25 protein-coding genes are annotated in these 22884 nt (G+C 51.4%); 4 read left to right on the plus strand and 21 right to left on the minus strand.

Annotated elements, in window-relative coordinates; translation table 11 throughout:
* Nucleotides 1-61: 61 nt before the first annotated feature.
* The 14 genes from rlmN to AC0YNW_RS23895 all read right to left on the minus strand — a co-directional run bounded on the left by rlmN (nucleotide 62) and on the right by AC0YNW_RS23895 (nucleotide 13809).
* Nucleotides 62-1126 (minus strand): dual-specificity RNA methyltransferase RlmN, encoded by a 1065-nt coding sequence (gene rlmN, locus AC0YNW_RS23830; RefSeq protein WP_475834051.1) that lies wholly within the window; start codon nucleotides 1124-1126, stop codon nucleotides 62-64.
* Between the two features lie 105 nt (nucleotides 1127-1231).
* Nucleotides 1232-2332, minus strand: a complete 1101-nt coding sequence (locus AC0YNW_RS23835) for a TlpA family protein disulfide reductase (RefSeq protein WP_475834052.1) — start codon at nucleotides 2330-2332, stop codon at nucleotides 1232-1234.
* A gap of 83 nt (nucleotides 2333-2415) precedes the next feature.
* Nucleotides 2416-3453, minus strand: a complete 1038-nt coding sequence (locus AC0YNW_RS23840) for a hypothetical protein (RefSeq protein WP_475834053.1) — start codon at nucleotides 3451-3453, stop codon at nucleotides 2416-2418.
* Nucleotides 3443-4018 (minus strand): sigma-70 family RNA polymerase sigma factor, encoded by a 576-nt coding sequence (locus tag AC0YNW_RS23845; protein WP_475834054.1) that lies wholly within the window; start codon nucleotides 4016-4018, stop codon nucleotides 3443-3445. Before AC0YNW_RS23845 ends, AC0YNW_RS23840 begins: the two co-directional genes overlap by 11 nt.
* A 46-nt stretch (nucleotides 4019-4064) precedes the next feature.
* Entirely contained in the window at nucleotides 4065-4895 is an 831-nt protein-coding gene (locus AC0YNW_RS23850) for a hypothetical protein (RefSeq protein WP_475834055.1), read from the minus strand.
* A 13-nt stretch (nucleotides 4896-4908) separates the two neighbouring features.
* Nucleotides 4909-5982 (minus strand): hypothetical protein, encoded by a 1074-nt coding sequence (locus AC0YNW_RS23855; RefSeq protein WP_475834056.1) that lies wholly within the window; start codon nucleotides 5980-5982, stop codon nucleotides 4909-4911.
* Nucleotides 5983-6480, minus strand: coding sequence for a hypothetical protein (locus tag AC0YNW_RS23860; RefSeq protein ID WP_475834057.1), 498 nt, complete (start codon nucleotides 6478-6480; stop codon nucleotides 5983-5985).
* Nucleotides 6481-6654: 174 nt separating this feature from the next.
* Nucleotides 6655-7800 carry an ABC transporter permease gene (locus tag AC0YNW_RS23865; protein WP_475834058.1) on the minus strand — a complete coding sequence of 382 codons (1146 nt, stop codon included), beginning with the start codon at nucleotides 7798-7800 and terminating at the stop codon, nucleotides 6655-6657.
* A gap of 55 nt (nucleotides 7801-7855) precedes the next feature.
* On the minus strand, nucleotides 7856-8776 hold the full coding sequence (locus AC0YNW_RS23870) for an ABC transporter ATP-binding protein (RefSeq protein ID WP_475834059.1): 921 nt from the start codon (nucleotides 8774-8776) through the stop codon (nucleotides 7856-7858).
* Between the two features lie 244 nt (nucleotides 8777-9020).
* Nucleotides 9021-9728 (minus strand): MgtC/SapB family protein, encoded by a 708-nt coding sequence (locus tag AC0YNW_RS23875; protein ID WP_387479725.1) that lies wholly within the window; start codon nucleotides 9726-9728, stop codon nucleotides 9021-9023.
* Nucleotides 9725-10522 (minus strand): histidinol-phosphatase, encoded by a 798-nt coding sequence (locus AC0YNW_RS23880; protein ID WP_475834060.1) that lies wholly within the window; start codon nucleotides 10520-10522, stop codon nucleotides 9725-9727. Before AC0YNW_RS23880 ends, AC0YNW_RS23875 begins: the two co-directional genes overlap by 4 nt.
* Before the next feature lie 52 nt (nucleotides 10523-10574).
* Nucleotides 10575-11432, minus strand: a complete 858-nt coding sequence (locus AC0YNW_RS23885; protein ID WP_475834061.1) for a carbohydrate ABC transporter permease — start codon at nucleotides 11430-11432, stop codon at nucleotides 10575-10577.
* 17 nt (nucleotides 11433-11449) lie between these two features.
* Nucleotides 11450-12349: a carbohydrate ABC transporter permease gene (locus tag AC0YNW_RS23890; protein WP_387479709.1), complete on the minus strand. Its 900-nt coding sequence runs from the start codon at nucleotides 12347-12349 to the stop codon at nucleotides 11450-11452.
* Nucleotides 12350-12429: 80 nt separating this feature from the next.
* A complete protein-coding gene (locus AC0YNW_RS23895; RefSeq protein WP_475834062.1) occupies nucleotides 12430-13809 on the minus strand; it encodes an ABC transporter substrate-binding protein in 1380 nt (459 codons plus the stop codon).
* 248 nt (nucleotides 13810-14057) lie between these two features.
* Between AC0YNW_RS23895 and AC0YNW_RS23900 the strand changes: the two genes are divergently transcribed.
* The 4 genes from AC0YNW_RS23900 (at nucleotide 14058) to AC0YNW_RS23915 (ending at nucleotide 17298) form a co-directional block, all read left to right on the plus strand.
* On the plus strand, nucleotides 14058-14909 hold the full coding sequence (locus AC0YNW_RS23900; protein WP_387479711.1) for a helix-turn-helix domain-containing protein: 852 nt from the start codon (nucleotides 14058-14060) through the stop codon (nucleotides 14907-14909).
* 74 nt (nucleotides 14910-14983) lie between these two features.
* Nucleotides 14984-15901 (plus strand): helix-turn-helix transcriptional regulator, encoded by a 918-nt coding sequence (locus AC0YNW_RS23905; RefSeq protein WP_475834063.1) that lies wholly within the window; start codon nucleotides 14984-14986, stop codon nucleotides 15899-15901.
* An 81-nt stretch (nucleotides 15902-15982) separates the two neighbouring features.
* Complete coding sequence (locus AC0YNW_RS23910; RefSeq protein ID WP_475834064.1) at nucleotides 15983-16498, plus strand: DinB family protein; 516 nt, start codon at nucleotides 15983-15985, stop codon at nucleotides 16496-16498.
* Between the two features lie 215 nt (nucleotides 16499-16713).
* A complete protein-coding gene (locus AC0YNW_RS23915; RefSeq protein ID WP_475834065.1) occupies nucleotides 16714-17298 on the plus strand; it encodes a YdeI/OmpD-associated family protein in 585 nt (194 codons plus the stop codon).
* Between the two features lie 58 nt (nucleotides 17299-17356).
* On the opposite strand, the gene AC0YNW_RS23920 is transcribed toward AC0YNW_RS23915, so the two are convergent.
* The 7 genes from AC0YNW_RS23920 to AC0YNW_RS23950 form a co-directional block, all read right to left on the minus strand.
* Nucleotides 17357-17767 carry a DUF3021 domain-containing protein gene (locus AC0YNW_RS23920; protein WP_475834066.1) on the minus strand — a complete coding sequence of 137 codons (411 nt, stop codon included), beginning with the start codon at nucleotides 17765-17767 and terminating at the stop codon, nucleotides 17357-17359.
* A complete protein-coding gene (locus AC0YNW_RS23925) occupies nucleotides 17757-18107 on the minus strand; it encodes a LytTR family DNA-binding domain-containing protein (protein ID WP_475834067.1) in 351 nt (116 codons plus the stop codon). Before AC0YNW_RS23925 ends, AC0YNW_RS23920 begins: the two co-directional genes overlap by 11 nt.
* Nucleotides 18108-18370: 263 nt before the next feature.
* Nucleotides 18371-20413: a BclA C-terminal domain-containing protein gene (locus AC0YNW_RS23930; RefSeq protein ID WP_475834068.1), complete on the minus strand. Its 2043-nt coding sequence runs from the start codon at nucleotides 20411-20413 to the stop codon at nucleotides 18371-18373.
* A 152-nt stretch (nucleotides 20414-20565) separates the two neighbouring features.
* Entirely contained in the window at nucleotides 20566-20904 is a 339-nt protein-coding gene (locus tag AC0YNW_RS23935) for an MmcQ/YjbR family DNA-binding protein (protein ID WP_387480145.1), read from the minus strand.
* Between the two features lie 153 nt (nucleotides 20905-21057).
* On the minus strand, nucleotides 21058-21528 hold the full coding sequence (locus tag AC0YNW_RS23940) for a DinB family protein (RefSeq protein ID WP_475834069.1): 471 nt from the start codon (nucleotides 21526-21528) through the stop codon (nucleotides 21058-21060).
* Nucleotides 21529-21578: 50 nt separating this feature from the next.
* Entirely contained in the window at nucleotides 21579-22088 is a 510-nt protein-coding gene (locus AC0YNW_RS23945) for a HugZ family pyridoxamine 5'-phosphate oxidase (protein WP_475834070.1), read from the minus strand.
* Nucleotides 22069-22884 carry an ABC transporter ATP-binding protein gene (locus AC0YNW_RS23950; RefSeq protein WP_475834071.1) on the minus strand — a complete coding sequence of 272 codons (816 nt, stop codon included), beginning with the start codon at nucleotides 22882-22884 and terminating at the stop codon, nucleotides 22069-22071. Before AC0YNW_RS23950 ends, AC0YNW_RS23945 begins: the two co-directional genes overlap by 20 nt.

Below are 22884 nucleotides of genomic sequence, written 5' to 3' on the forward strand. Positions count from 1 at the left end.
AAACAAAAAAAGGTCGGGCATAGAGGCAACCCCCTCTATACCCGACCTTTGTTTCACTCCGTTATTCGTTCGCCGCACGCATTTGCTTGCTTCGGAGCTGTCCGCATGCCGCATCGATGTCCGTGCCATGCTCCAGCCTGACGCTTACGCTAATGCCTTGCTTCTTCAGCACATCATAGAACGACCGGATGGATTCCTGTTCGCTGCGCTGGTATTGGCTGTGCTCATCAACGGGATTGTAGGGAATCAGATTGACGTTCACCAGCTTGCTCCGCTCACGCATCAGCTCCGCCAACTCCAACGCTTGCTCTACGCCATCATTGACATCCTTCAGTAGAATATACTCAATGGTCATCCGGCGATTGGTCGTCTCCAGATAATAATCGATGGCGTCCATCAGCTTCTCGATCGGAATGGCTTTGTTAATCTTCATAATGCGCGTACGAAGCTCATTGTTCGGCGCATGCAGGGATACCGCCAGATTGACATTGAGATCGCTGTCAGCGAACTCCCTGATCTTGCCGGCGAGGCCGCTTGTCGACACCGTAATGTGGCGCGCACCGATCGCCAGTCCCTTATGATCCTTCACGACACGGATGAAGTCGCCCATGTGCTGGAAGTTATCGAACGGCTCACCGATACCCATGACGACAATATGACTGACTCTCTCGCCGAGGCCTGCCTCATCCAGATGAAGCTGCACCCGCATCAGCTGTTCCACAATCTCGCCGCTTGACAGGTCACGGCTCTTCGCGATGAGTCCGCTTGCACAGAAGCTGCACCCGATATTGCAGCCGACTTGCGTCGTGACGCATACGGACAGACCGAACTTATGCCGCATGAGCACCGTCTCGATCAGGTTGCCGTCATACAGCTTGAACAAAAACTTGATTGTGCCGTCCTTGGACTCCTGCTTCACATGCTCGGTCATCGTGCTCATGGCAAATTGCTGCTTCAGCAGCGCGATGCAGTCGGCATGGACATCCGTCATCTCATCGAAGGAGACAACCCGCTTCCGGTACAGCCAGTCCCATACTTGCTGCGCCCGGAATTTGCGGTGGCCCCTCTCTTCCAGCCAAGCGGTCAATTGATCTAAAGTTAATCCATAGATGGATGTTGTAATCATGATCGTTCCTCTTTCCAAAACCTCTATATTCCACGCCGGTCCAGCCTGTAGAGCGGACCCGCAGCATCCTCCTATTGTCCCAAAAATACAGGGCGAATACAAGACTTACTGCGACGCCTCCACCCGTTCAACGCGCTTCTTCATATCGGAGAAGCTAATCGCCCCCAGCATCCTCTCCTGTATGACTCCTTCCGAATCAATAATGAACGTCGCCGGAAAAGCTTTCACCCGGTACTGATCAGCCGCCTCACCCTGCATATCTAGCGCTAACGGGAAGCTGTAGCCGTAATCCTTCATATATCGCTCCACGCCTGAGACGCTCGCCTCCTGGCTCGTCACGTTCACCGACAACAGCTGCACCGACTCCCCTTGCGCGGCATAATGCTCATACAGCTTCTGCACATGCGGCATCTCCGTCTTGCAGACCTTGCACCAAGTCGTCCAGAAGTTGACGATGACAATGCTCCCTCTATTCTGAGCGAGGGACAATGCTTCATCCTCCAGATTCGCAAGCTCGAATGGAGGCGCAATCTGCCCTTCTCGTGCGCCGACAGCAGCATCCTCTCCGCTGCCGTCCAGCAGCTTGGCAATAACGCCCGACTGAACTTGACCCTGCAGCGTGAAGCCCAGCAAACCGATTATGCCAAGAGCTACAACTCCCTGCGTCAACATTCGTTTGGCAGAACCTCTATCCTCCGTCCAGCTCTGCCGATATTGATCCAGACGGTCCATTCGGCGAAGCAGCACCCCTACGAATATGGCGAGCAGCAGACTAATACTATGTCCATAATGGAAAGCGGTCCGATCAAAAAACAATAAGGCCAGCGCATAGCCGCTCACCCATCCTGATGCGAGCAGCGCTATTCTTGCCGCGGCTCCACCTATGCCATGCCTTTTGTATTTGTAGCCGCACCATACGAGTGCAGCAGCCGATGCCAGCCAAAAACCGATTCGTCCGCCGCTGAAGAACAGCAGTGACATCGGATGGTTGACTACACTCATAGGATCGACTAGCAGCAGGCTTCCTTTCCAAACGGCAATCCATATGAGAACGGCGCTCCACGCAACCGAAATATCCTTCTCCAATTCAGCCTTATCTAAGCCTTTGCTTCCGATCCGAAGCGCGAATACGCTTATGATTCCGGCAGCCAAATAGACGAGCAGCTCCGTATTGAGCACAAGCGAGCCCAGTTGTATGTTCGTCATTCCTCTATCCGCCCTTCATCACAATAGGATTAAGCTTCATCATAGCATGATAAGCGCGGTCAGGCGAACGCAGCTCTCGCTCGTCAGGCTGCCTGGCGCAGCTCGGCGTGTTGATTCATGAAGCTCTCCGCCAAGCGAAGCAGCTCAGCTTTCCCGATCCCCTTCGACTCTGACCCTACTCGGTAAATATATTGCCTGTTCGCATGTGATGGATCGATGGTCGACCAGTTTAACTCTTGATAATATCGACTGGCGGAGAACGGAACGTCTTCCCCGCTCGTATAGGATGCTTTATTCCCTCCCATATTCAGTTCCTCCACTTGCGTGGAGTTCGGCACTACCCATTTCTGATCCACCCTCTGCTCCTCCAGCGCCTCGACCGTGACCAGCAGCGTATCCCCCTGTTCGTTGACATAAGTCAACGTATACAGACTCGAAGCCGGCTCTTTCTCTTTCATGCGCATCCAGGCTACCCGCTTGCCGCTTGCGTCAGTCTCATCCTTCAGCTGCTTTATGATTGGTTGGCCTTCCAGTCCGGCATTGGCGCTTAACGGCTCACCCCGAAACGCATCGTCAAAAACATACTGTTCCGGAAGCGTCTGCGGCACGGATACTCGAAGACCATCCTTGCGCATCCGGCTCACGACCTGCGCATGGCTCTCATGAAGCCAGAGTGGCTCTTTAATGCCGAAGAGCGGGTAATTGCGGTATAGAGGATGGACTGATTCAGCCAATGCTGCAAAATAAACCATCGCCGCCTCGCCTGGCTGCAGCTGCCTCTTCACGTTCTGGAGCGACGACCATATTTCTTCGGATACTGCCTCATCCAGCAGCATATCTTCCCCGCCCGAGAACAATTGAAGGCTCCACAGTCCGAGCTGATTCTGGAACAACAGCTTACCGCCGCCATAGGCAAAGCCGGACAGCAATAGAATGGCGGTCAGCCAAAACGCGGTGCGTCGATGGGCAGATTTCTCACTGCCGCTATGATGCCGCCCGTTCTTGCTGTCTTGCGACACTTCTCTGAATGCCGCCATGACTTCGGCCGCAGGCTCCTTCGGCACAGATAAGGCACGCGACTTCCGCTTATATTCCATGCGCAGCTTTTCTTCAATGGACATACATCGACACTCCCCTCTCATCCGTCAGCTCTCCCATGCGCAAACGCAGTTTTTTCAATGCCGCATGATGCCTGGACTTCACTGTTCCAAGCGGCAGATCCAGCACCTCCGCAATCGTCTCCAGCGAATAGTCCTGATAATATCTAAGGACAATAACCTCCTGCAGCTTATGAGAAAGCCCCTTCACATACGGCAGGATTTCATCCTTATGATCAATGGCCTCCAGCTCAGGATCGACGGCTCCCTCTCCCCCGTGCCCGGCTGTCTTCGCTTTCTCCAATAACCTGAAGCTGCGCCATGTCTTCCTCTTTTGACTCCTGACCTGACGAATAATGAGCCCGTTAAACCAAGGAAGGAATGGCCTACTGATATCGTACTGCGGTAAAGATCGAAATAAAGCGATATACACCTCGCTCATGACGTCTTCCGCTTCCTTCTCACTCCCAACCAAGTAATAGATCATACTATAAGTATGCGCGCGCGTTGATTCGAAGAGTGATTGGAACGCTGCTTCGTCCCCCTCGCACATACGAACCAACCACGCCCGAAGAAGTCGTTCTTCCATAGGCCCACCCCCTATCTATGTGTCTTTTCTATCTTTAAATCGGTTTCTATCGGACCTGAATCACAAAAGGGACAACGAGCACTTCACCCTTTAGTTGAAATTGTCCCCATAGCTTATAGATGCCAGCAGCAGGAAATTCAGCATGAAACATCACGCTGCCAGAACTGCTCATCCCTTCCACCGCGTGTACATGAACATATTGCTTCGCCGTCTCATCCAATATGACGCAATGTCCTCCTGTTCCCAAATACGGCTCCAGTTCAATCGGCTCGCCTGTATCCGCATCGCGATAAGAGAACACGAGCATCGCCATTTCTCCGCTTCGCAGTTCCTTAAAGCTGGGATGTACAGACAACTGAAACTCCACTTGCCCCACAGTCTCCAGGTAACTCTCGCTCACAGCCAAGTCCATTATAGAGGGAGGCGCTCCTTCCCCTCTGACCCATTGCTTATGAACTGTAATTCCTTTCTGATCTGGAATAAATTCGGTTACAAACAGGAAATCTCCTCCATAAGGAAGATCAAGCTCTGTACGAAAGATGCCTTCCCCTTCGTAATCGGGATGAACATGTGAGAAGAACTGAAGATCCCTGCTTACCACGATGAGATGCATAAGCTTCGTCATATCCTCTGAAAAGCCCCTCACACGCTCCCCATTCGAATTCAGCACCTGCAGCAGCTTCACTTGCTCTCCCGTTCCTTTCTCTTCAGCATCATATAACAGGACGGAATAACCTTGGTTCGAAAAATTGGCCATGGACCCTTTCTGAAGATAAGGCAGCAGCCCCTTCGACGGAGGCTCATAATCCTTGTTGTACATAGGAGGCACGGAACAGCCCATGAGCAGAATGATGGCGCACAAGAAATAAATCATCATACCGCTTGCCCTCTTATGCATATCTGCTATTCCTCGGCGAAGGCGATATGGCCAGCAGGCTTACCGCAATGGCAGCCAACACCGCTTGCACAATAGCTCCTGTCCACAGCTCGACCTCCCAGCCGATGCCTGCCGTCATATGCATCCAGAGAAAATAGAGACTCCAAAGCATCAAAGGAACAGCGCCCGCCACCACACGGTAACCCCATGCACGCTCATAAGGACGAAGCCAGCGGTAAAGCAAATCGCCCGCCATACCTGCAGCCCCTGCAATCAGAATAACGGGATAATGCCGGAAGCCGTCCAGCGAGCTGTTCAACGCGTTGATGGTGACAAGGAACATGGTCATCGTTCCCATTGGCATGATCCACCGCTTCATGAGCAGGAACAACGGAATCATGAACAACAGCGTGTTAATCAGGATATAGCTTAATCCTCGATGTTCATTATTGATGGTAATCAGCCAAAGCCCATATTCTCTCTGTAACCATTCGATACTTTTGGCAGAGGGCAGATTATAATGAAACATCCATGTATACATCAGGAAAAACCCCGCTGCTGCCGCAGCCAGCGTAATAGACAGAAACGAGGGAAAGAACAACCGCCACCCGATATTACGCTCGCCTTGCTCGCTCGCGGCTGCCTGATACGGGGCGGACAGCAACAGAAGCGATCCGACCAGCAGCAGCAGATGTGAAGGGCTGAGCAACGCCGCCGTATCCTTCTCAATGCCGAAGATCGAGTGCCATACCATGTCGATCAACCCTCCGCATAGAAAAATCGCTACTCCGCATAACCCGGCTCCATACCCTCTCGGAATACAGCTCATCCACGAGCCGCCGTTCCGTACCCGAATGCGGTATACGATACCGGACATCCAGCACGCGGAAGCGATAAATCCGGAATACAGGATGGCATGCCACGGCGTGAAGAAAGTCTCCAACACATCATGACGATGAGCATAACCATCCACAAAGATACCGAGCAGCAGCCATGTCCCAAGAAGGATCGTCATATAATGCTGTCCAAGCGTTGCCTCTGCTCGTATGACGGCACGCTCGTGCGACTCCTCGTAATTCTGCTTCATTCATTGCCCTCCTGCTCTCATCACAAGCGCAGTTTCCACCTTCTCGTCTTTGAGCACAAATTCCAGTACGATGCCATTCTCCTTATCGTAATAACCTAACAAGTTCAGCCCATCCTGCGTCCGCTCTGCAAAGTGCGAGCCATATTGCGGCTCAATACGGTCACGGCCGTCGCCAATGCCAATTCCTTCAGCTGTCTTGCCGCCTTGCTTGATCGAATAACCCTGGAGCTTGCCCTTATAAAAAAAGTACTCATACCCCTCATATTCCAGCAAATCCCCGCCTTTGCTAGTCGTCCCTTCAAAGACTGGCTCCCCCCGCTGCTCCCGCAACTCTGCCTGCGTCACATCCCATCCCGATAATCCGCCATCCTCAGCACTGAGATCGGTGCTTTCTGCATTCGCATAAACTTCGGCCAGTTCGAAAGTTTCTCCTCCGCCGCTGCATGCCCCAAGCAGAAGGGTGAAAACCAGTACAATCACCCACCATTTGTTCCTCATAGACTTTCCCCCTCCATCCATCCTTTCTCTGTATTAGCCCGATAGCCGGGAAAAGGTTCGATAGTGGATAGCAGATGGAAATAATGGTAACCATGCACCATAAAAAAGCTGCCACTAGGATCGTTTCCGATCTGCCGTGGCAGCTCTTGCTGAAAGATTATCCATCTCTATAAACTACGTTGTTTTAAGCGCAAACTTCTTGAATCGGAGCAGCGCCACGCCAAGCCCCGCAAGTCCGAAGGCGAACAGGATGAGCAGCGTCAGTCCGATACCGCCAATATCCATGCCGCGGATCATGACGTCCTGCATGCCCTTCTGCGCCCAATATTGCGGTGTGAACAGACCGATCGTCTGAACGACCTTCGGGAGAAACTCGTACGGGAACCACAGGCCGCCTACAATGGCGCCGCCCATGGCGATAACTTGAACCATCGCAATCCCCATATTCTCATTGCTGACAAGCAGAGCCAGCATGAGGCCGATTCCAGTAGCGCATACAGCGAGGCCCAGCACAATCAAGGCGATAGCCAGCGGATTGCCAAGCTGCAAGCCATAAACAAGCCGTCCAAAGGTGAGAAGCACCGTCGACTGAATCAATACGACAAGGACGTTCGGCACCCACATGCCGATGAGATAGTGGATAGGCTTCATCGGCGTGCCCTGCAGCCGGGAGAGCATACCCGAACGGCGATCCTTCAGCAGGTTTTGAATCATATTAATCATAATGAAGAATACGAACATGACGGTATAGCCCGGAACGATCTGCGTCACGGCATTCGTTTTCGTTGCGTTCTCCTTCACCTCTTTGATCGAGATGGCAGGCAGCATCATCGCATCGATCGCTTCCTCATTCTGTCCCATGCCTGCAAGTATGCTGCGCAGCTTGTAGTCATGGTAGCTTGCAGATACGCTATCCAGCAGCGCCAAGACTGGCGCGACCGCTTCATCAGCCAACGCATCCCGGTACAGCTCGATCTCAGCAGGCTGTCCGGCATCGACCATCTGCCCATAGCCCTCAGGGACAATAAGCAGATAGCTGCGGGAGCCGTCTCTGATTTCTTTGATCCCCTCATCCAGCGAGTCTCCTTCATAGGCTTCCAGCGCAAAACCTTTGATCTCACCCAGTCTGTCCAGAAACTGTCCAGATGCCGCCGAACCGTCCGCGTCATAATACGGAATCTTGTATGTCGTGCTTCCCGCGCTTCCGAAGATCGAGGAGAAAATGACAATAAACAAAATCGGGAGCGCGAACAGCCAGAAGAAAGCTCCTTTATCCTTAAGCGTCAGTAAAATTTCCTTGCGTATAATCGTTCTAATCATATCGTTTCATCCTTCCATATCGTTATCCATAGGGTTCAGCTTGCTGATCAGCAGGCTAGTCTCGAAGCGTCGTTCCCGTCAGCTTCAGGAATACGCTGTCCAGCGTAGGCTGCATCAGCTCCAGCGCCTTCACCGCTACTCCTTCGCCTGCCCACTTGGCAGACAGCGCGGACAATACCGCAAGCGGGTTGTCGCATTCCAGTACCCATCCATTGCCCTCAGGCGTCGCCTTGCTTACACCCTTCAGAGCTGGCGGATCAGAGACGCCTGCCGCTTCCGCATACACAGCCTTTACCGCATGAAGCTCCAACAGCTCCCTTAATCCGCCCTGGGATACGATCCGGCCATGATCAATAATCGCGACTTCATCGCATAAGGCTTCGACTTCTTCCATGTAGTGCGTGGAGTATAAGACGGTTACGCCTACTCTTTGCAGCTTTCTGATCATCTCGAAGATATGATTCCGCGACTGGGGATCGATGCCGACTGTCGGCTCATCCATAATAACCAGCTTAGGCTCATGCAGCAGCGCGGCTGCAATATTAATGCGCCGTTTCATGCCGCCCGAATAGGAGGACACTTCATCGCCCGCACGGTCCGTCAGACCGACTGCTTCCAGCACATGCGCAATTCGCTTCTTCAGCTCTGAGCCCCTTATGCCGTGCATCTGCCCGAAAAAGGTCAAATTCTGCTTTCCGCTAAGCTTCTCATAGAGGGTAATATCCTGCGGCACATAACCGATCAAGCGATGGATAGAAGGCATATCCTTACGGATATCCAGCCCGAACAACTCGATCACTCCTTGATCGGCGCCGATGATACCGGTCAGCAGCTTCATCATCGTAGACTTGCCGGCTCCATTAGGCCCAAGCAACCCGAAGCAGCTGCCTGCCTTGACGCTCAGATCGACTCCCTTAAGCGCTTGATTGCCTCCATATCTCTTCGTCACTTGTCTGACATTCAATACATCCGTCATCTATATTCTCCCTTTCCGTAATCGCCGTTGTCATAGCTGTATTATGCAAGCTTCTGCCCCTTCCCGCTACGGAATCGGGATGACCTGCAGCTAACCGTGTATCAAATGCATAAATCAATGACTGTCATTTGCCAAAAGAGCATGTAGCTGACTGCAACACGCAAAAAAAGCTGTCCCCTCGTCAACTGGAATGACGATCGGGACAGCCCTATATAATTCTCCTGCCTAATATCTCTATCTTGTCCTATTCGACGCTGACGGCGACGATGCCGCCAATCCCCTTTATCACGTCCACCATTTCCTTCGGCTCTATCGATCGCGGTACCACAAGATCAAGCTGCACTTCCAGACATTGCGGCGCATCCAGCGACGGCTGTATCCGCCTGATGGTCAGCTTCTGTGTCACAATCGACCGGCTGGCCAGCTTTTCCGAGACGATGTCCAGCAGTTGCTCCTCCGCTTCCGCCTGGATCGTCAGCTTCCTAACCTTCTTGCTTTTCAGAAACCGATGCTCCATCTTGTTGAACACCCATAACGTAATGAACACGAGCACCGTTCCAGCTACCGCCCCGACATAGAACCCCGCGCCGATCTGCAGGCCGATCGCTGCTACTACCCATAAGGAAGCTGCCGTCGTCAGTCCTGTAATCGCCTTGCCCGTGAACAGGATGGTGCCTGCACCGAGGAAACCGACGCCGGTAATGACGGCTGTCGCCAGCCGGGCGGGATCAATCCGCACGTTAGGCTCTCCGACAAATTCGGCAAAGCCGTAGATGGATAGCAGCATGACCATGGCAGAACCAAGGCACACCAGAATATGCGTACGAAGTCCGGCCGCGTGGTTATGCTGCTCCCGCTCGAAGCCAATAAGACCGCCGAGCAATACAGCCAGCGACAGCCGCATCAGAATCACAACATAATCGATGGCCCAAGGGTTACCCGTCACGCTCATCGAACGATGGGAACCATGAATCGCTCGCGCTTGCGGAATGTAGCCCATTCCCGGTAGCCGATATCGTACAAGTGCTGGCCAATGGCGGCAAAATGCTCGCCTACGCGCTCAGGCTCATGCGCATCGGAACCGAATGTCACCTTGACCCCATAATGAAAAGCCCGTTCCAGGAAGTATCCATCCGGCACCCAATTATCGTCTGAGGAATTGATTTCAATGACGACATCGCTATCAGCGATAGCCTTCAGCGTGATGTCGGCAGCCTCCGTGCGCAGCTCCGGATAACCGTAGAAGTAACGGTTCAATGAATCGACATGACCCAAAATATCGTATAACCCGCATTTCGCAGACTGAGCGATATAGTCATAGAATAAATTTTTCACTTCCAGCTTGCGTGCTGCGGTCAAGCCTTCCCAAAACTCTGAATCATAGATGCCGATTCCGGCAAACTCATGAACGGAACCAATGACATAATCAAATGGATACGTTGCCATAACGGAACGATATAAGTCCAGATGCTGCGGCAGGAAATCTGCTTCTATACCAAGCAGCACCTCGATTTTCCCCTCGTATTCTTCCTTTAGCTCCAGCACTTCTTTGATATAACCGGGAAACTGGCTTTTCGCCATGCTTCCGGTTAAGGAAGGACGATCCTCCGTGGATGCAAAGAATGGCGTATGGTCCGAAATACCGATTATGTCCAGTCCTTGTCCGATTGCCGCTTCAATATAGTCTCTAACCGAACCTACTGCGTGTCCGCAGCGATCGTGATGGGTATGAAAATCAAACTTCATGGGTTACCTCCGATAAATACGTGATAAAAGTTAAAAGATGAATCCAATCAAGTTAGCCTTTGGAGCCGGATATGACAATACCTTGTATGAAATACTTTTGGGCAAAAAAGAACAACAGCAATAACGGTAATATGGCTACCAGCGAAGCTGCCATCAATAGATGCCATGGCGTAGCTCCATATGCGGCCGTAAAGTTGGCCAGACCGAGTGAAATCGGATATTTGGTCATATCGTTCAAATAAATCAGCGGCCCGAACAGGTCATTCCATCTGGATATGAGCTCCAGAATAGCCGCAGTTGCAAAAGCCGGCATAGACAGCGGAATGATTATGCGGAAATACATAGTGAAATGACTTCCCCCGTCGATTTTGACCGCCTCATCCAGCTCTTTGGTAATACCGAGATAGAATTGGCGCATCAGGAAGATCGTAAAGGAGCTGGCGGTAAAGGCCGGAATGACGAGCGGCAAATACGTACCCGTCCAGCCTATCTTGGTGAACAGCAAATATTGCGGAATCAAGGTCACCTGGGACGGGATCATCATCGTGCTTAGCACCAGCCCGAACAAGATCAAGCTGCCCCTCGCCCGCAAGCGCGCGAACGCGAATGCCGCCATGGAGGAGGAGAAGACCACCGCACCTACCGTGACAGCCGAATACCATACGGAGTTCCAGAGAAAGCGGGCTAGCGGCGCATCGATGAAAATTTGCTTGTAGTTGCTCCACTGTAGAACGGCCGGTATCCATGTCATCGGCACACGGTGGATCTCTCCAATCGTCTTAAGGGACGTGGACAGCATCCAGAAGAGCGGAAAAGCGAACAATAGCACGCCGCCGTAAAGAAGGACATAGAGGATGACTTTCTCCAATGGACGCAGGTCGCCGTGACGGAGTGATTTTGAAGACTTCATCAATAGAGGCGCCTCCTTTACTTTGAGTCGTATTCATAATGAACAAATTTTTTGGAGCCCCACAGCGATACGAGCGTGAGCGCGAATATGAGCAGGAACAGAATCCAAGCCTGAGCGGAGGCATAACCCATCCGGAATTGCTTGAACGCTGTGTCGAACAAATAATACACGTAGAAATAGGAGTTCCAGTCCGGACCTCCCTTAGTAATCACGTAGGCTTCCGTAAAGATCTGCAGTGAACCGATCATGCTGATAATGGTATTGAACAAGATAACGGGCGAAATAAGCGGAACCGTAATTTTGCGGAACTTCGCAAAAGGGCTTGCTCCCTCCAAGGATGCCGCCTCGTACAGATCCTTCGGCAGCGACTGCAATGCAGCAAGAAAGATAACCATCGTGCTGCCCGATGCCGTCAGTTGCATCAGCACCATCGAAGGCACAACCGTATCCGGGCTCGTGAACCAACCCGGTCCCTGAATGCCGAACCAATCATACAGGACAGAATTGACCACGCCGAACTGCGGATTAAGCAGCCATGACCACAGGAAGGATACAGCTACCCCGGATATGATGCTTGGCGCATAATACAGGGTGCGGAGCAGCGACTGCCCTTTGATTTTATTGTTCAGCAGTGTTGCGATAATCAAGGAAGTGATCACCGTAAAGGGCACGGCCATCACGCTATAATACAGCGTTACGGACAGTGATTTGTAAAACAGCCGGTCACTGAACAGAAGGCTGTAGTTGCTTGTCCCCGTAAACTTCGGGGATGAAATGACATTATATTCGGTGAAGCTGAGCAGCAGCGAGGCGAGAATCGGTCCCCCGGTGAAGCATATAAACCCGATAAACCAAGGGGCTATAAAGAACCAGAACGATCTCTCCTCGCGCTTCATGGCCAGCGAAAGCTTTCTCATGGGATACCTCCGATGGTCCGGACAGGCACCGCTTCAAGCATGGCGCCCGTCCGGCAGTAATGTAATTAAAGCTCTGGCTGCTAGTGGTCCAATTTCAACGACAGGAGGTTATCATTCAAAACATTCAAGCCGTCGGTCACGCTTCTCTTGCCGCCCCATACCTGATAGAGCGACTGATTCATCGTCTCGAGAATCGTATTGAATTGGACGATCAGATGGTTTTCCGCCTCGCGTCCGTACTTGATCGAGCCTTCGTGAACTTGCTTGAACGCCTCTGAATCCATGCCGATCTCTGCACCCATCTTGTCATACCACAGTCTGAACAGACTGGAGTCTGCCGGCGTTCTGCCCACATCGTTCATATAACGGTAGGCGCCACCGCCCTCGGCAGGATCTGCCAGGTGACGGACAAATTCCCAAGCCTCGTCAGGATGCTTGCTCGTTGCCGAGATGCTCCATGGGTCGACATACAGCGTGACCTTGCGTCCCTCATGATAAGGAACCGCCGCAACGCCCCAATTGAATTCCGCTTGCTTGTAGGAGCCCAGTCCCCAGCCGCCGGTAATGTACATCCCGACTTTGCCCGTCAGGAACGGGTCGCCCAGCTGCGAGGATGCCGCTACCGTCTCTGCGTCCGGAGCCACCTTGTATTTGTTAATCAAATCCACGTTGAACTGCAAAGCCTCGATATTAATCGGCTTCATCAAGTCCGGCTCGCCCATCACACCGGTTGTATACGCTTCCGGTTTGAACAAGTCTCCACCGAACATCCATGTCATGGCATTCGCGCTCAGCGCACTGGAGAAGCCAAATACTTGCTTGCGCGCGTCGCCTACGTCATGGGACAGCTTCTGGGCTGTCTCCAGCATAGCATCGAAATTCCAGGATTGATCATCCCAGTCCGTAGTCGGGTAAGGAAGGCCAGCTGCATCGAATAAGTCCTTGTTATAGTAGAGATAGGTGGCATTGCTTACGAGCGGAATGCCGTAGTTTTTGCCATCGATTTTGTAGATATTGAGCAAATTCGGGTCCATCGTCTTCAGCTCTGGAGCGCCATTCTCGATATATGGCGTCAAATCCTTCAGTGCGCCCATCTTCATGTATGTCGCAAATCCGCTGTCCGCCTGATTCGGATTCCACACATCCGGCGCTTTGCCGCTGGAGATCAAGGTGGTCAGCTTCTGATCGAATTGATCGTACGGAATGTTCTCAAGCCGTACTTTCACGTTCGGATGGCTTTCCTCGAAGCTGGCAATAACCGCGTCCTGCCAATCCTTTTTATCCGGGTCCGCAGCCATGACCCATACGATCTCGACCTTCTCCCCGTCCTTATTCTTCTCCCCGCTGTTGCCGCCCTTGTTCGAGCCGGCCGCATCGCCGCAAGCGGACAATACCGCGGACACGGCAAACAAAAGAAGTACACTCATCAGAAACATGCGTTTTTTTATTGGATTTTTCATGACACCCTCCGATTTGTTTTTTTGAACCCATTTTTCACAAAATGTCAAACAAACGAACTTGAGTTTTCAACCATCCAATCCATGAACCTCTCTCCGCTAGCATCACCCGCTGTTGTTATGGCTTATTGTCTAACAATATAGCATGTGATAGTATGAATTATCTGCACACATCTTATCTACTTCGTTATTTTTCAACATATCTTCTCTTAAATTAATGTTTGGCTATTATGCATGAAGGTGGTAATGCCATGTCTGAGACAAACTTCTATGCTGCTTCCCAATTCGATATTAGCCGCGAGCGAAAAGAAAATACGAGCATGCCGTCCCGCCATTATCACAACGGTTATGAAATTTTTTATCTGGTGTCCGGCGATATCAGCTATTTCATCGAAGATAAAAGCTATCAGGTGGTCGGAGGCGCCTTGCTGATCATCAACATGAACGAGATTCATAAGCTCGTCAATTCAAGCAAGGAATCATTCGAGCGCATTACGCTCCTGTTTCAAGAGGAATTTCTAGAGGATATGTTTCCTTACAATGACAGTTTTCATGTGCTGTCCAGCTTTTCGAGCGGCAAAAACTTCATGCCCCTTAACGGTCAAGAACAGAGCATGATCGAAAAACTCTTCGACAAGATGATTGCCGAATTTACCAAGCAGCCTCTTGGCTATGACTATTATTTGAAGACACTGCTGTTCGAGCTGCTTATTTTTATTCACCGCAAGACTTCCACACTCCCCGCAGCCGAGCATAACGGAAGCCACCCTATGAATCGCAAAATCTTTGAAATCGTCGACTACTTGAATCAGCATTATCATGAAACTCACACGATCCAGAGCATCTCCAACCAGTTCTATATCAGCTCCTCTTACTTCTGCAAAATGTTTCGGGAGAACACTGGCTTTACGTTCACAGAGTATCTCAACAATGTGCGGATCAAGGAAGCGCGCCAGCTATTAACGGGAAGCACGCTGAAGGTAGCTGATATCTCGGAGAAGGTCGGATTTGAGAGCATGACACATTTCGGGCGCATCTTCAAAGATATTACCGGCCTGTCGCCGCTTAAGTATCGTCAAGCCAATAAACCCGAACTTGTTTGAACCCAAAGAACAGAGCCGCTAAGTGATATAATTGGGGCAACTCACACAAAATGGAATGACAGGCGGGGATACATGTGAAATTGGAACGATTGATCTCCATCATCTATAAGCTGTTGAACCATGAAGTTTTATCCGCCTCCTTGCTGGCTGAGGAGTTTCAGGTTTCTTCAAGAACCATCTATCGAGATATCGACGTCATCTGCGCCGCCGGCTTTCCGGTTATATCTTATCTGGGCAATAAAGGCGGATTCGGCATCATGGAAGGCTTCAAAATGGATAAAAGCTTGCTTGGTGCTTATGATGTCGCTTCCCTGATCACCGTGCTTAGCAGCCTCTCCTCCGTATTCGAAGACGAGCGCGTGCGAGGCACGATTGAACGACTGCAAACAATTGGGACGGAGCATCAAACTCCAAGTCTAGCCGTGGACTTTGAAACCCGCCGGACAGATCCCGACGCGCTTCCTCATCTGCGCACAGCCATTGCGGAGTGCCATGTCATCCGTTTTGATTACATCAATGTCAACAATGAACGCACCACTCGTGATATGGAACCGATCAGGCTTCATTTCAAATATAGCAACTGGTACATCTATGGGTATTGCCGGACACGGCAGGACTATCGCGAGTTTCGGCTATCCCGCATGATGAATTTGCTTCGGACAGAGGATTCCTTTCCGCCCCATCACGAGGTTCCGCAAGACGAAGGCTCGACGGACGGAGCATCGAAGGATGGAATTGAGGAGGTTGTTATCCGGGTGGGTCCAACGGCATTGGCAGAGGCGATGGATCAATTCCATCAGGTCGATAAGGAGTTTCATGCCGACGGAAGCATGACGATGCGTATTCCTGTGGTGAGGCCGCTTGAAGCGCGCTGGCTCTGGTCCATTCTGCTGAGCTTCGGCAGCGGCGCCGAGGTTTTCGAACCTCCGGCACTGCGAGACATCTTAAAAGAACAGCTGAAAAATACTTTAAAACTTTATGAAGTAGTATGACACCCTGTTGTCATACTACTTTTTTTATAATGGGAACAGATTCACCAACCAATCCATCACGAGTTAAAAGGAGAGACACGAATGACAAATCATCCATTAGAAATGTATACCTATCACGCATGGGCCACCGGAACGATCCTGGGAAGAATGAAGGAGCTACCCTCCACCGTGCTGAGCGAGGAAGTGAACAGCGCCTTTCCTACGATTGGAGAAGTGTTCTCCCACATGTACACCGTTGAAAAAAGCTGGCTGCATGTACTGAACGGTGACAGTATGTCCAAGGCTCTCGAAGCATGCCTTCCGCTACAACAAGAGCTTCTTCGCAGCTCTGTAGATGAATTTACGGTACTATTCACCGAGCTAGCGGAACAATTCAAAACACGTCTCCAAGAGCAGGACAACCTGGAGCGTACCATTTTGCTCGAAAATCCGTATGCCGGCACGCGAAACACCCGTTTATCGGAAATTGTGCTGCAAGTGGTCAATCACGCCACTTATCACAGGGGCAATGTCTCGTCCATGCTGCGCCAGCTCGGCCATCCATCCGTCATGACCGACTATGCGCTCTACTGGTATCAAGGACAAGGGCAAGCGTAAGTTATTCATCGTTATTTGCAGAAAAGCCGGTCTTTCTGAATGCAGAAAAGCCGGCTTTTGCATGTTTATGTTAGCGGGGCGGCCAAGCCGCTATATCGGTACAAAAGATCAGCCGTCTTTGATATGATGGAGTTCCCTATTACAACCTTAAACCCAAAGGTTTGGAGAGGAATAATGTACCCCCACATACCCGGAAGGGAGTCATATGTTCAATTATGGAAATGGAGAATCTCATTACAGTAGCTTCGAGAGCAGAGCTCAGAACCTGGTTGGAGGAACATGCCCGGACCGAAGCATGTTGTTGGGTCATCGTCAGTATGACGCCAAACGAGGATACATTGCTCTATTTGGACGCCGTCGAAGAAGCTTTGTGTTTCGGATGGATCGATGGAGTCAAGAAGAAAATAGCAGAGATGGGGCTGGCGCAGAGGCTGTCTCCCCGAAGCAAAAGAAGCTCATGGACGGAGCTGAATAAGGAACGTGTCCGACGACTGGAGCGGCTTGGACTTATGAGGGATGAAGGAAGAAGGGTGCTTCCTGATATGAGCCCGGACTCTTTTCAAATAGATAGGGCTATTGAGGAAAGGTTGAAAGAAGAGCTGCAAGTGTACGAGAACTTTTTGGCATTCCCGACTCTGTACCAAAGAATCCGGATCGACACCATACAAAGCGTCAGGCACGATCCGGCGTTATTTGAAAGCAGGTTAGACAAGTTAATTGCCAACACTCGGGAAAACAAAATATACGGTCAATGGCATGATGATGGGCGCCTGCTGGATAATGAAGATACGGTGGATTGAATGGAGAGAAGCAACTTGGTGCGTTGGGGATAAGGTAAGCGTCAATGGAGCTTGACGTTCACCTCTCCTTTCGCACTGAAGCATTGAGCGCTTCAGCCTGCTTCTTGAAGTAGTAGCGGAAGCCTAACCAAAAGATGGAGTATGTCACGATAAACATGATCAGTCCAAGCACGATAGCCAGAGGTTTCAACGGAATCCAGCCCACTCCAATCGATATGGGGAAGTACAAAGCAACTGACAATAGAAAGTGAATGACCAACTGCTTGAGCGGGCTCCAGCGATCATATTGAAATATAAAGGAGGCAACCCCGAAGTAGGCTCCTACACCCATGCTTGCGAGCAGATTCTCCCATATAATCTTGGCAGGAACGACCGCATCCTTCATCATCAGGCCTGTCAGTATGGCCAACATGATAATAGCCGAGCAACCGAATCCCAGCATAATCCGTTTGAAGATTTCACTCGCCATCTTTGCTATCCCCCCATATGAGCTTCTGCTTAAGCTGTGCCACGTAAGCACGCGACACATACTCTTTGCTGCCCGTCTTGAAGTGCACGCATAGGTTGCCGTTGAAGGATAATTCGAATCTGGCGATCTGATCCACATTGCCGATAACCGATTTGGAGAAACGCAAGAATTGATGAGGAATCAGCAACTCCTCAATCTCATAGAGCTTCATCTTCAGCTCGATGCTCTGCCTGCTCATCGAGGCGAATACCTTCCTGTTCTCGGCATATACATAGTCAATCTCGCTTGGCTCCAGCAGAACCGAACGCTCATCCTGTACGCCGACCAGCCTCTTGGTCATCGGACTCTTGATCCGCTTTACCAGCTCCGCAATTTCTTCCGTCCAATCTTTTGCTTGTATCGTTACAATCGTCTCATCATATTGATCCTTGATGTCGATTTGAACCTTAATCGCCGTTCCCCCCTGTCGTAAGCCAAGCTGTTCTGTATATCCTAAATTCTATCATTTTGGCTCTATCTTGAGTATCGCTCGAAGGAAAAAACTAAAATGAGCTGATCCATAGCAACAGCAGCTACTATGGATCAGCTCAATTCGATTCGCTATTATGCTATTTTCATAATCGTCATGCTGGCTCCGCCGTTACCATTCAGTACAGCCGCACCGAGCAGTCCGTAAAGCTTCAAGTCAACAATACTGCCTGCAGAAAGCGGAACAATCATTGTTTTTGAAAATGAGCTTTTACTCGTCGAAGGTTCAATTCTGCTTCCTGGAATAGCAGTACCATTCACGTATATGCCAGTGCTCACCAATAAGGAAGCTGTTAGTTCTACATTGTAAGATATAAAATAAGTGCCTGTCTCTCCAACTGTAAATCTGGTGTTGTCGCCGCTTATCGTCACACCATTCAGGACTTGGTTATTCGGGAATGGAACGGAAGTCCCGCCTAGTATAACAGCAATGATTGTTGATGAAGCATCAGCATACGCATACGAGGTAATTCCTGCCCCGTCCTGACCTGGGTCCCCCTGTACACCTTGTGGACCTGCCGGACCTATCGGACCGGTAGGACCTTGCTCTCCTGTGTCACCCTTCGGACCTTGCTGGCCAGCAGGCCCTGTTGCTCCTGGATCACCCTTCGGTCCTTGCGCTCCTGCTGGACCCGCTGCTCCTGGATCACCCTTCGGACCTTGCACTCCCGCCGAGCCTGTCGCTCCTGGATCGCCCTTCGGTCCTTGCGCTCCTGCTGGACCCGCTGCTCCTGGATCGCCCTTCGGTCCTTGCGCTCCTGCTGGACCCGCTGCTCCTGGATCGCCCTTCGGACCTTTTGCTCCTGCCGGACCCGCTGCTCCTGGATCACCCTTCGGCCCTTGCGCTCCTGCTGGGCCCGCTGCGCCTTTATCACCCTTGGGACCTTGCGCTCCTGTCGGGCCCGCTGCGCCTTTATCGCCTTTCGGACCTTGCGCTCCTGCCGGGCCCGCTGCTCCTGTGTCGCCCTTCGGACCTTGCGCTCCTGCCGGGCCCGCTGCTCCTGTGTCACCCTTCGGACCTTGCGTACCTGCCGGACCCGCTGCTCCCGTGTCGCCTTTCGGTCCTTGCGCTCCTGCCGGACCTGTTGCTCCTGGATCGCCTTTCGGTCCTTGCGCTCCTGCCGGACCTGTTGCTCCTGTGTCGCCTTTAGGACCTTTCGAGCCTGACGAGCCTGAAGGGCCCTCTGGACCTTGCGGACCTTGCGGCCCCTGCTCCCCTACAGTACCCGGCGTACCACTCTTGATCTCAACGAACGCAGCTGCGCCTTTCTTATGGACCAGGCTGATTTGATCGCCAGCTTGCAAGCTGGAAATTGCCACCTGTTTATTCGCATAGTTGTAGACTGTCGCCGCTTTGTCCAGCGTATAGCTTTCCAGCTTGCCCTCGCGGTTTTTCAAGCTCAGCTTTTGACCTTCAATTGTAACGATCGTTCCAGAGCCAAGATTCCACCCCGCGCCTACGCTTTCGTCTCCAACGATTAATTGCGGCAGCATATTGCTCAGCAATACAGCCATCTGCGCTCTCGTCAATGTTGTGCCCGGCTTGAAAGAACCATCCGGGAAGCCGCTCATTAGTCCGGCATTCACGGCAGCATGTACCGGCTTGACCGCCCATGCCGAAATATTCTTCGCATCCGAAAACGTTGTTTTTTGTACGGATGATAACGTCTTATCGGATTTCCATTCCAGCGCATGAACGATTAGTTTTGCCGTCCATTCTCTCGTCGCACCTGTCTTGCCCCACTGCGAGCCTATCTCTTCCGCAGCAACCAGAAGTTTGTGCTCCAGGGCAAGCTGCACGCTTGCTTGAGCCCAGGCATCTACATCGAGCGGCAATATGGACTCTGCAGCGTCCTCTTCCTGCTCAAGTCCAAGCAAACGCACCGTCATCGACACTGCCTCTTGATGGCTAACTGGATTATTCGGGTTATAAGCGCCGGAGGCATCTCCCGCTACAACCTCCAGCAGATTCATCTTGTCGATATCCTTCTGCGCCCACGGCACAGATGACAGATCAGAGAAGCCTTTTGTTCCCTCTGCAAAAGCCGCCCCCGTAATCAGGGTCATAAGCATGGTCAATACCGTCAAGCTCGCCAATACTTTTTTCCAATACAGCATGAATAGTCCTCCCATTCAGACAATAAATAAAAATAACTTTTAATTCCAAGTTATTTTACACAGTTTATTCCGATGTGTATATATACTTTAGTTGTATATGTCGTTTTGTTATAAGAAAAAAATCACCTTTTACAAGGTGATTTTCATTACTGCTATGTCCAAGACTCGCCTTCAGCAAGCAGCGCCCGCTGCGCTTTGGTCAAACTTTTGGCTACCAAATCATAAGAATGGTCGATCATCGACCTCACTTCGTCCGGCGGTACCGTTCCATCGATCGTAACGGTATTCCAATGCTTCTTGTTCAAATGGTACCCCGGCTTAACCGCTTCATGCTCCAGTCGCAGCAACTCCGCCATATGCGGCTCGCACTTCAGCGATATATTTACAACCCCATCGTTCACCCCGATCAAAGCGAACATTTTGCCGCCAACCTTCATCACTAACGGATCAGGACCAAAGGGATAATCCTCTTTCGCGCCCCTGTGCTCCATGCAATATTGCGACCATTCTTCCCTGGTTAAGATGTTGACCCCTCCTATGCTCGTTCACTGCGCGTCCATATAAAAAAAGAGTACGCGCCGCCATACTCGACACCTACTCTTTTTGTACAATAGAACTCCATTAATTACAACTATGATGGATGATTACTGCGCATTGATTGCCGGCGCATTCTTCTGAATGAGCGAGATCTGTCCAGCATGAATGCCAGTATGATACATCAGGCGGCCAATGGCTTCAATCGGCGTCGATGGCCCCATTGGAGATTCAACCGGCTCCTGCCATTTCTCCTCCGGCAGCTCCTCCATCGCCTTGATCAGAAAAGCGTTGGACGCCTCCAGCAAGGCGACCAGTTCGCCCAAATTCGCAAACGACGGCTTCTCTCCACTGCCTCTAGGTCCCCGGCTTGTCGCAATCTCAAGGCCCTCCGGCATTTTTTGGCCAAAAAACCATTCTGCGAACATATACTCCACTTCCGCATTATGCCGGAGCATATAGCCGATGGACGCAGGTCCGATCGCCAAACTCAGGTCTTCTTCCGGCAGTCCCTTCACCATTTTATGAAAACGGCTTTGGATCGCTTCCCATACGGGCAGCACTGTCGCTACTGTAGACATATCATTCCCTCCTGAATGCTAGTGAGATTATACTTCTATTGCGGCTTCACCTACTTCTTGCCGGACTGCTGGTGACCATCACGCGCGACATGTACGAACTGGTCACCCGCCAGATCAATATCAAAGGCTTGACCGAAGCCCGCGACATAACGCCCCTCCGACAAGGTCAGCTCGAACAGGGAGAAGTCCAAACCACGCAGCATGCCGATCATGTTTTTGCCGAACCGTTCACTGAACTTTACGAAAACATCCTCTGGCTCCGCCTCGCCCAAATTCACGGCGCGTGCAACGAACCGTGCGCGCTGGCGGGCAAACAGATTAGGCGTATTGCTCTCATCCTCAATCAGCATGACGTCGACGTTCGGATTTTCCTCCATATAGCGGTAATGATTGGCAATCCGGCTGATGTAGATATACAGCTTGCCTTCATGCTTGATGAACGGCGCATACGAGATGAACGGACTTCCGTCAGTGCCGACTGTACTCAGCATGACGGTCTTCAAGCTGTCGGTGAATTGCAGATACTGCTCTTTCACAGCGTCAATATCCAGTGCTCTCAATGAGATCCCTGCTTTCTTCTTGGATTTTTCTTAAAATATGAATGCGCGGAGCCTCGTCCTGTCCGAATCTCTGTATATCTGTCTCGACTCCGTAGACGCTGCGAATCAAATCCATCGTAAAGACATCCTGCGGCTTTCCATATACACAGGTCTTGCCGTCCTTCAGGACACATACCTTGTCGCTGTATACGCTGGCATGATTCAGATCATGCAGCACCATCACCACAGTCAGTTTAAGCTCCTTGTTCAGCTTGCGCACCAGCTCCAATACTTCCAGTTGATGTCCGATATCCAAGTAAGTGGTCGGCTCATCCAGCAGCAGCACTTTGGGGCGCTGAGCCAGCGCCATAGCAAGCCATGCGCGCTGCGCCTCACCGCCGGACAAGGATACCACCAGCCGCTCCCGGTACGCATGCATCCCTGTATGGTGGAGCGCCCACTCCACGATCTCCCGGTCTTCCTCGCCAAGCCGTTCGTACCACTTCTTATGCGGCAATCTTCCATAGCTGACTAGCTCCTCCACTGTCATATCGGAGGGACTGCTGTTGGATTGGCATAGCATGCACATCATCTGGGCTAATTGCTTCGAGCTAAGTGTGCTCAGCTCCCGATCGGCAATGCAGACTTTTCCTTCCTGACAAGGAATGACCCGCGTAATCGCCTTCAGAATCGTCGACTTGCCCGATCCGTTCGGGCCAATAATGGAGACGACTTCCCCCTCTTCTACCTCCAAGGAGAAATCCCGTACGACGGTACGATCCGCATATCCGATTTGCAGCGAATTTACCTGAAGCAT

The organism is Paenibacillus sp. J31R120, assembly GCF_056269225.1.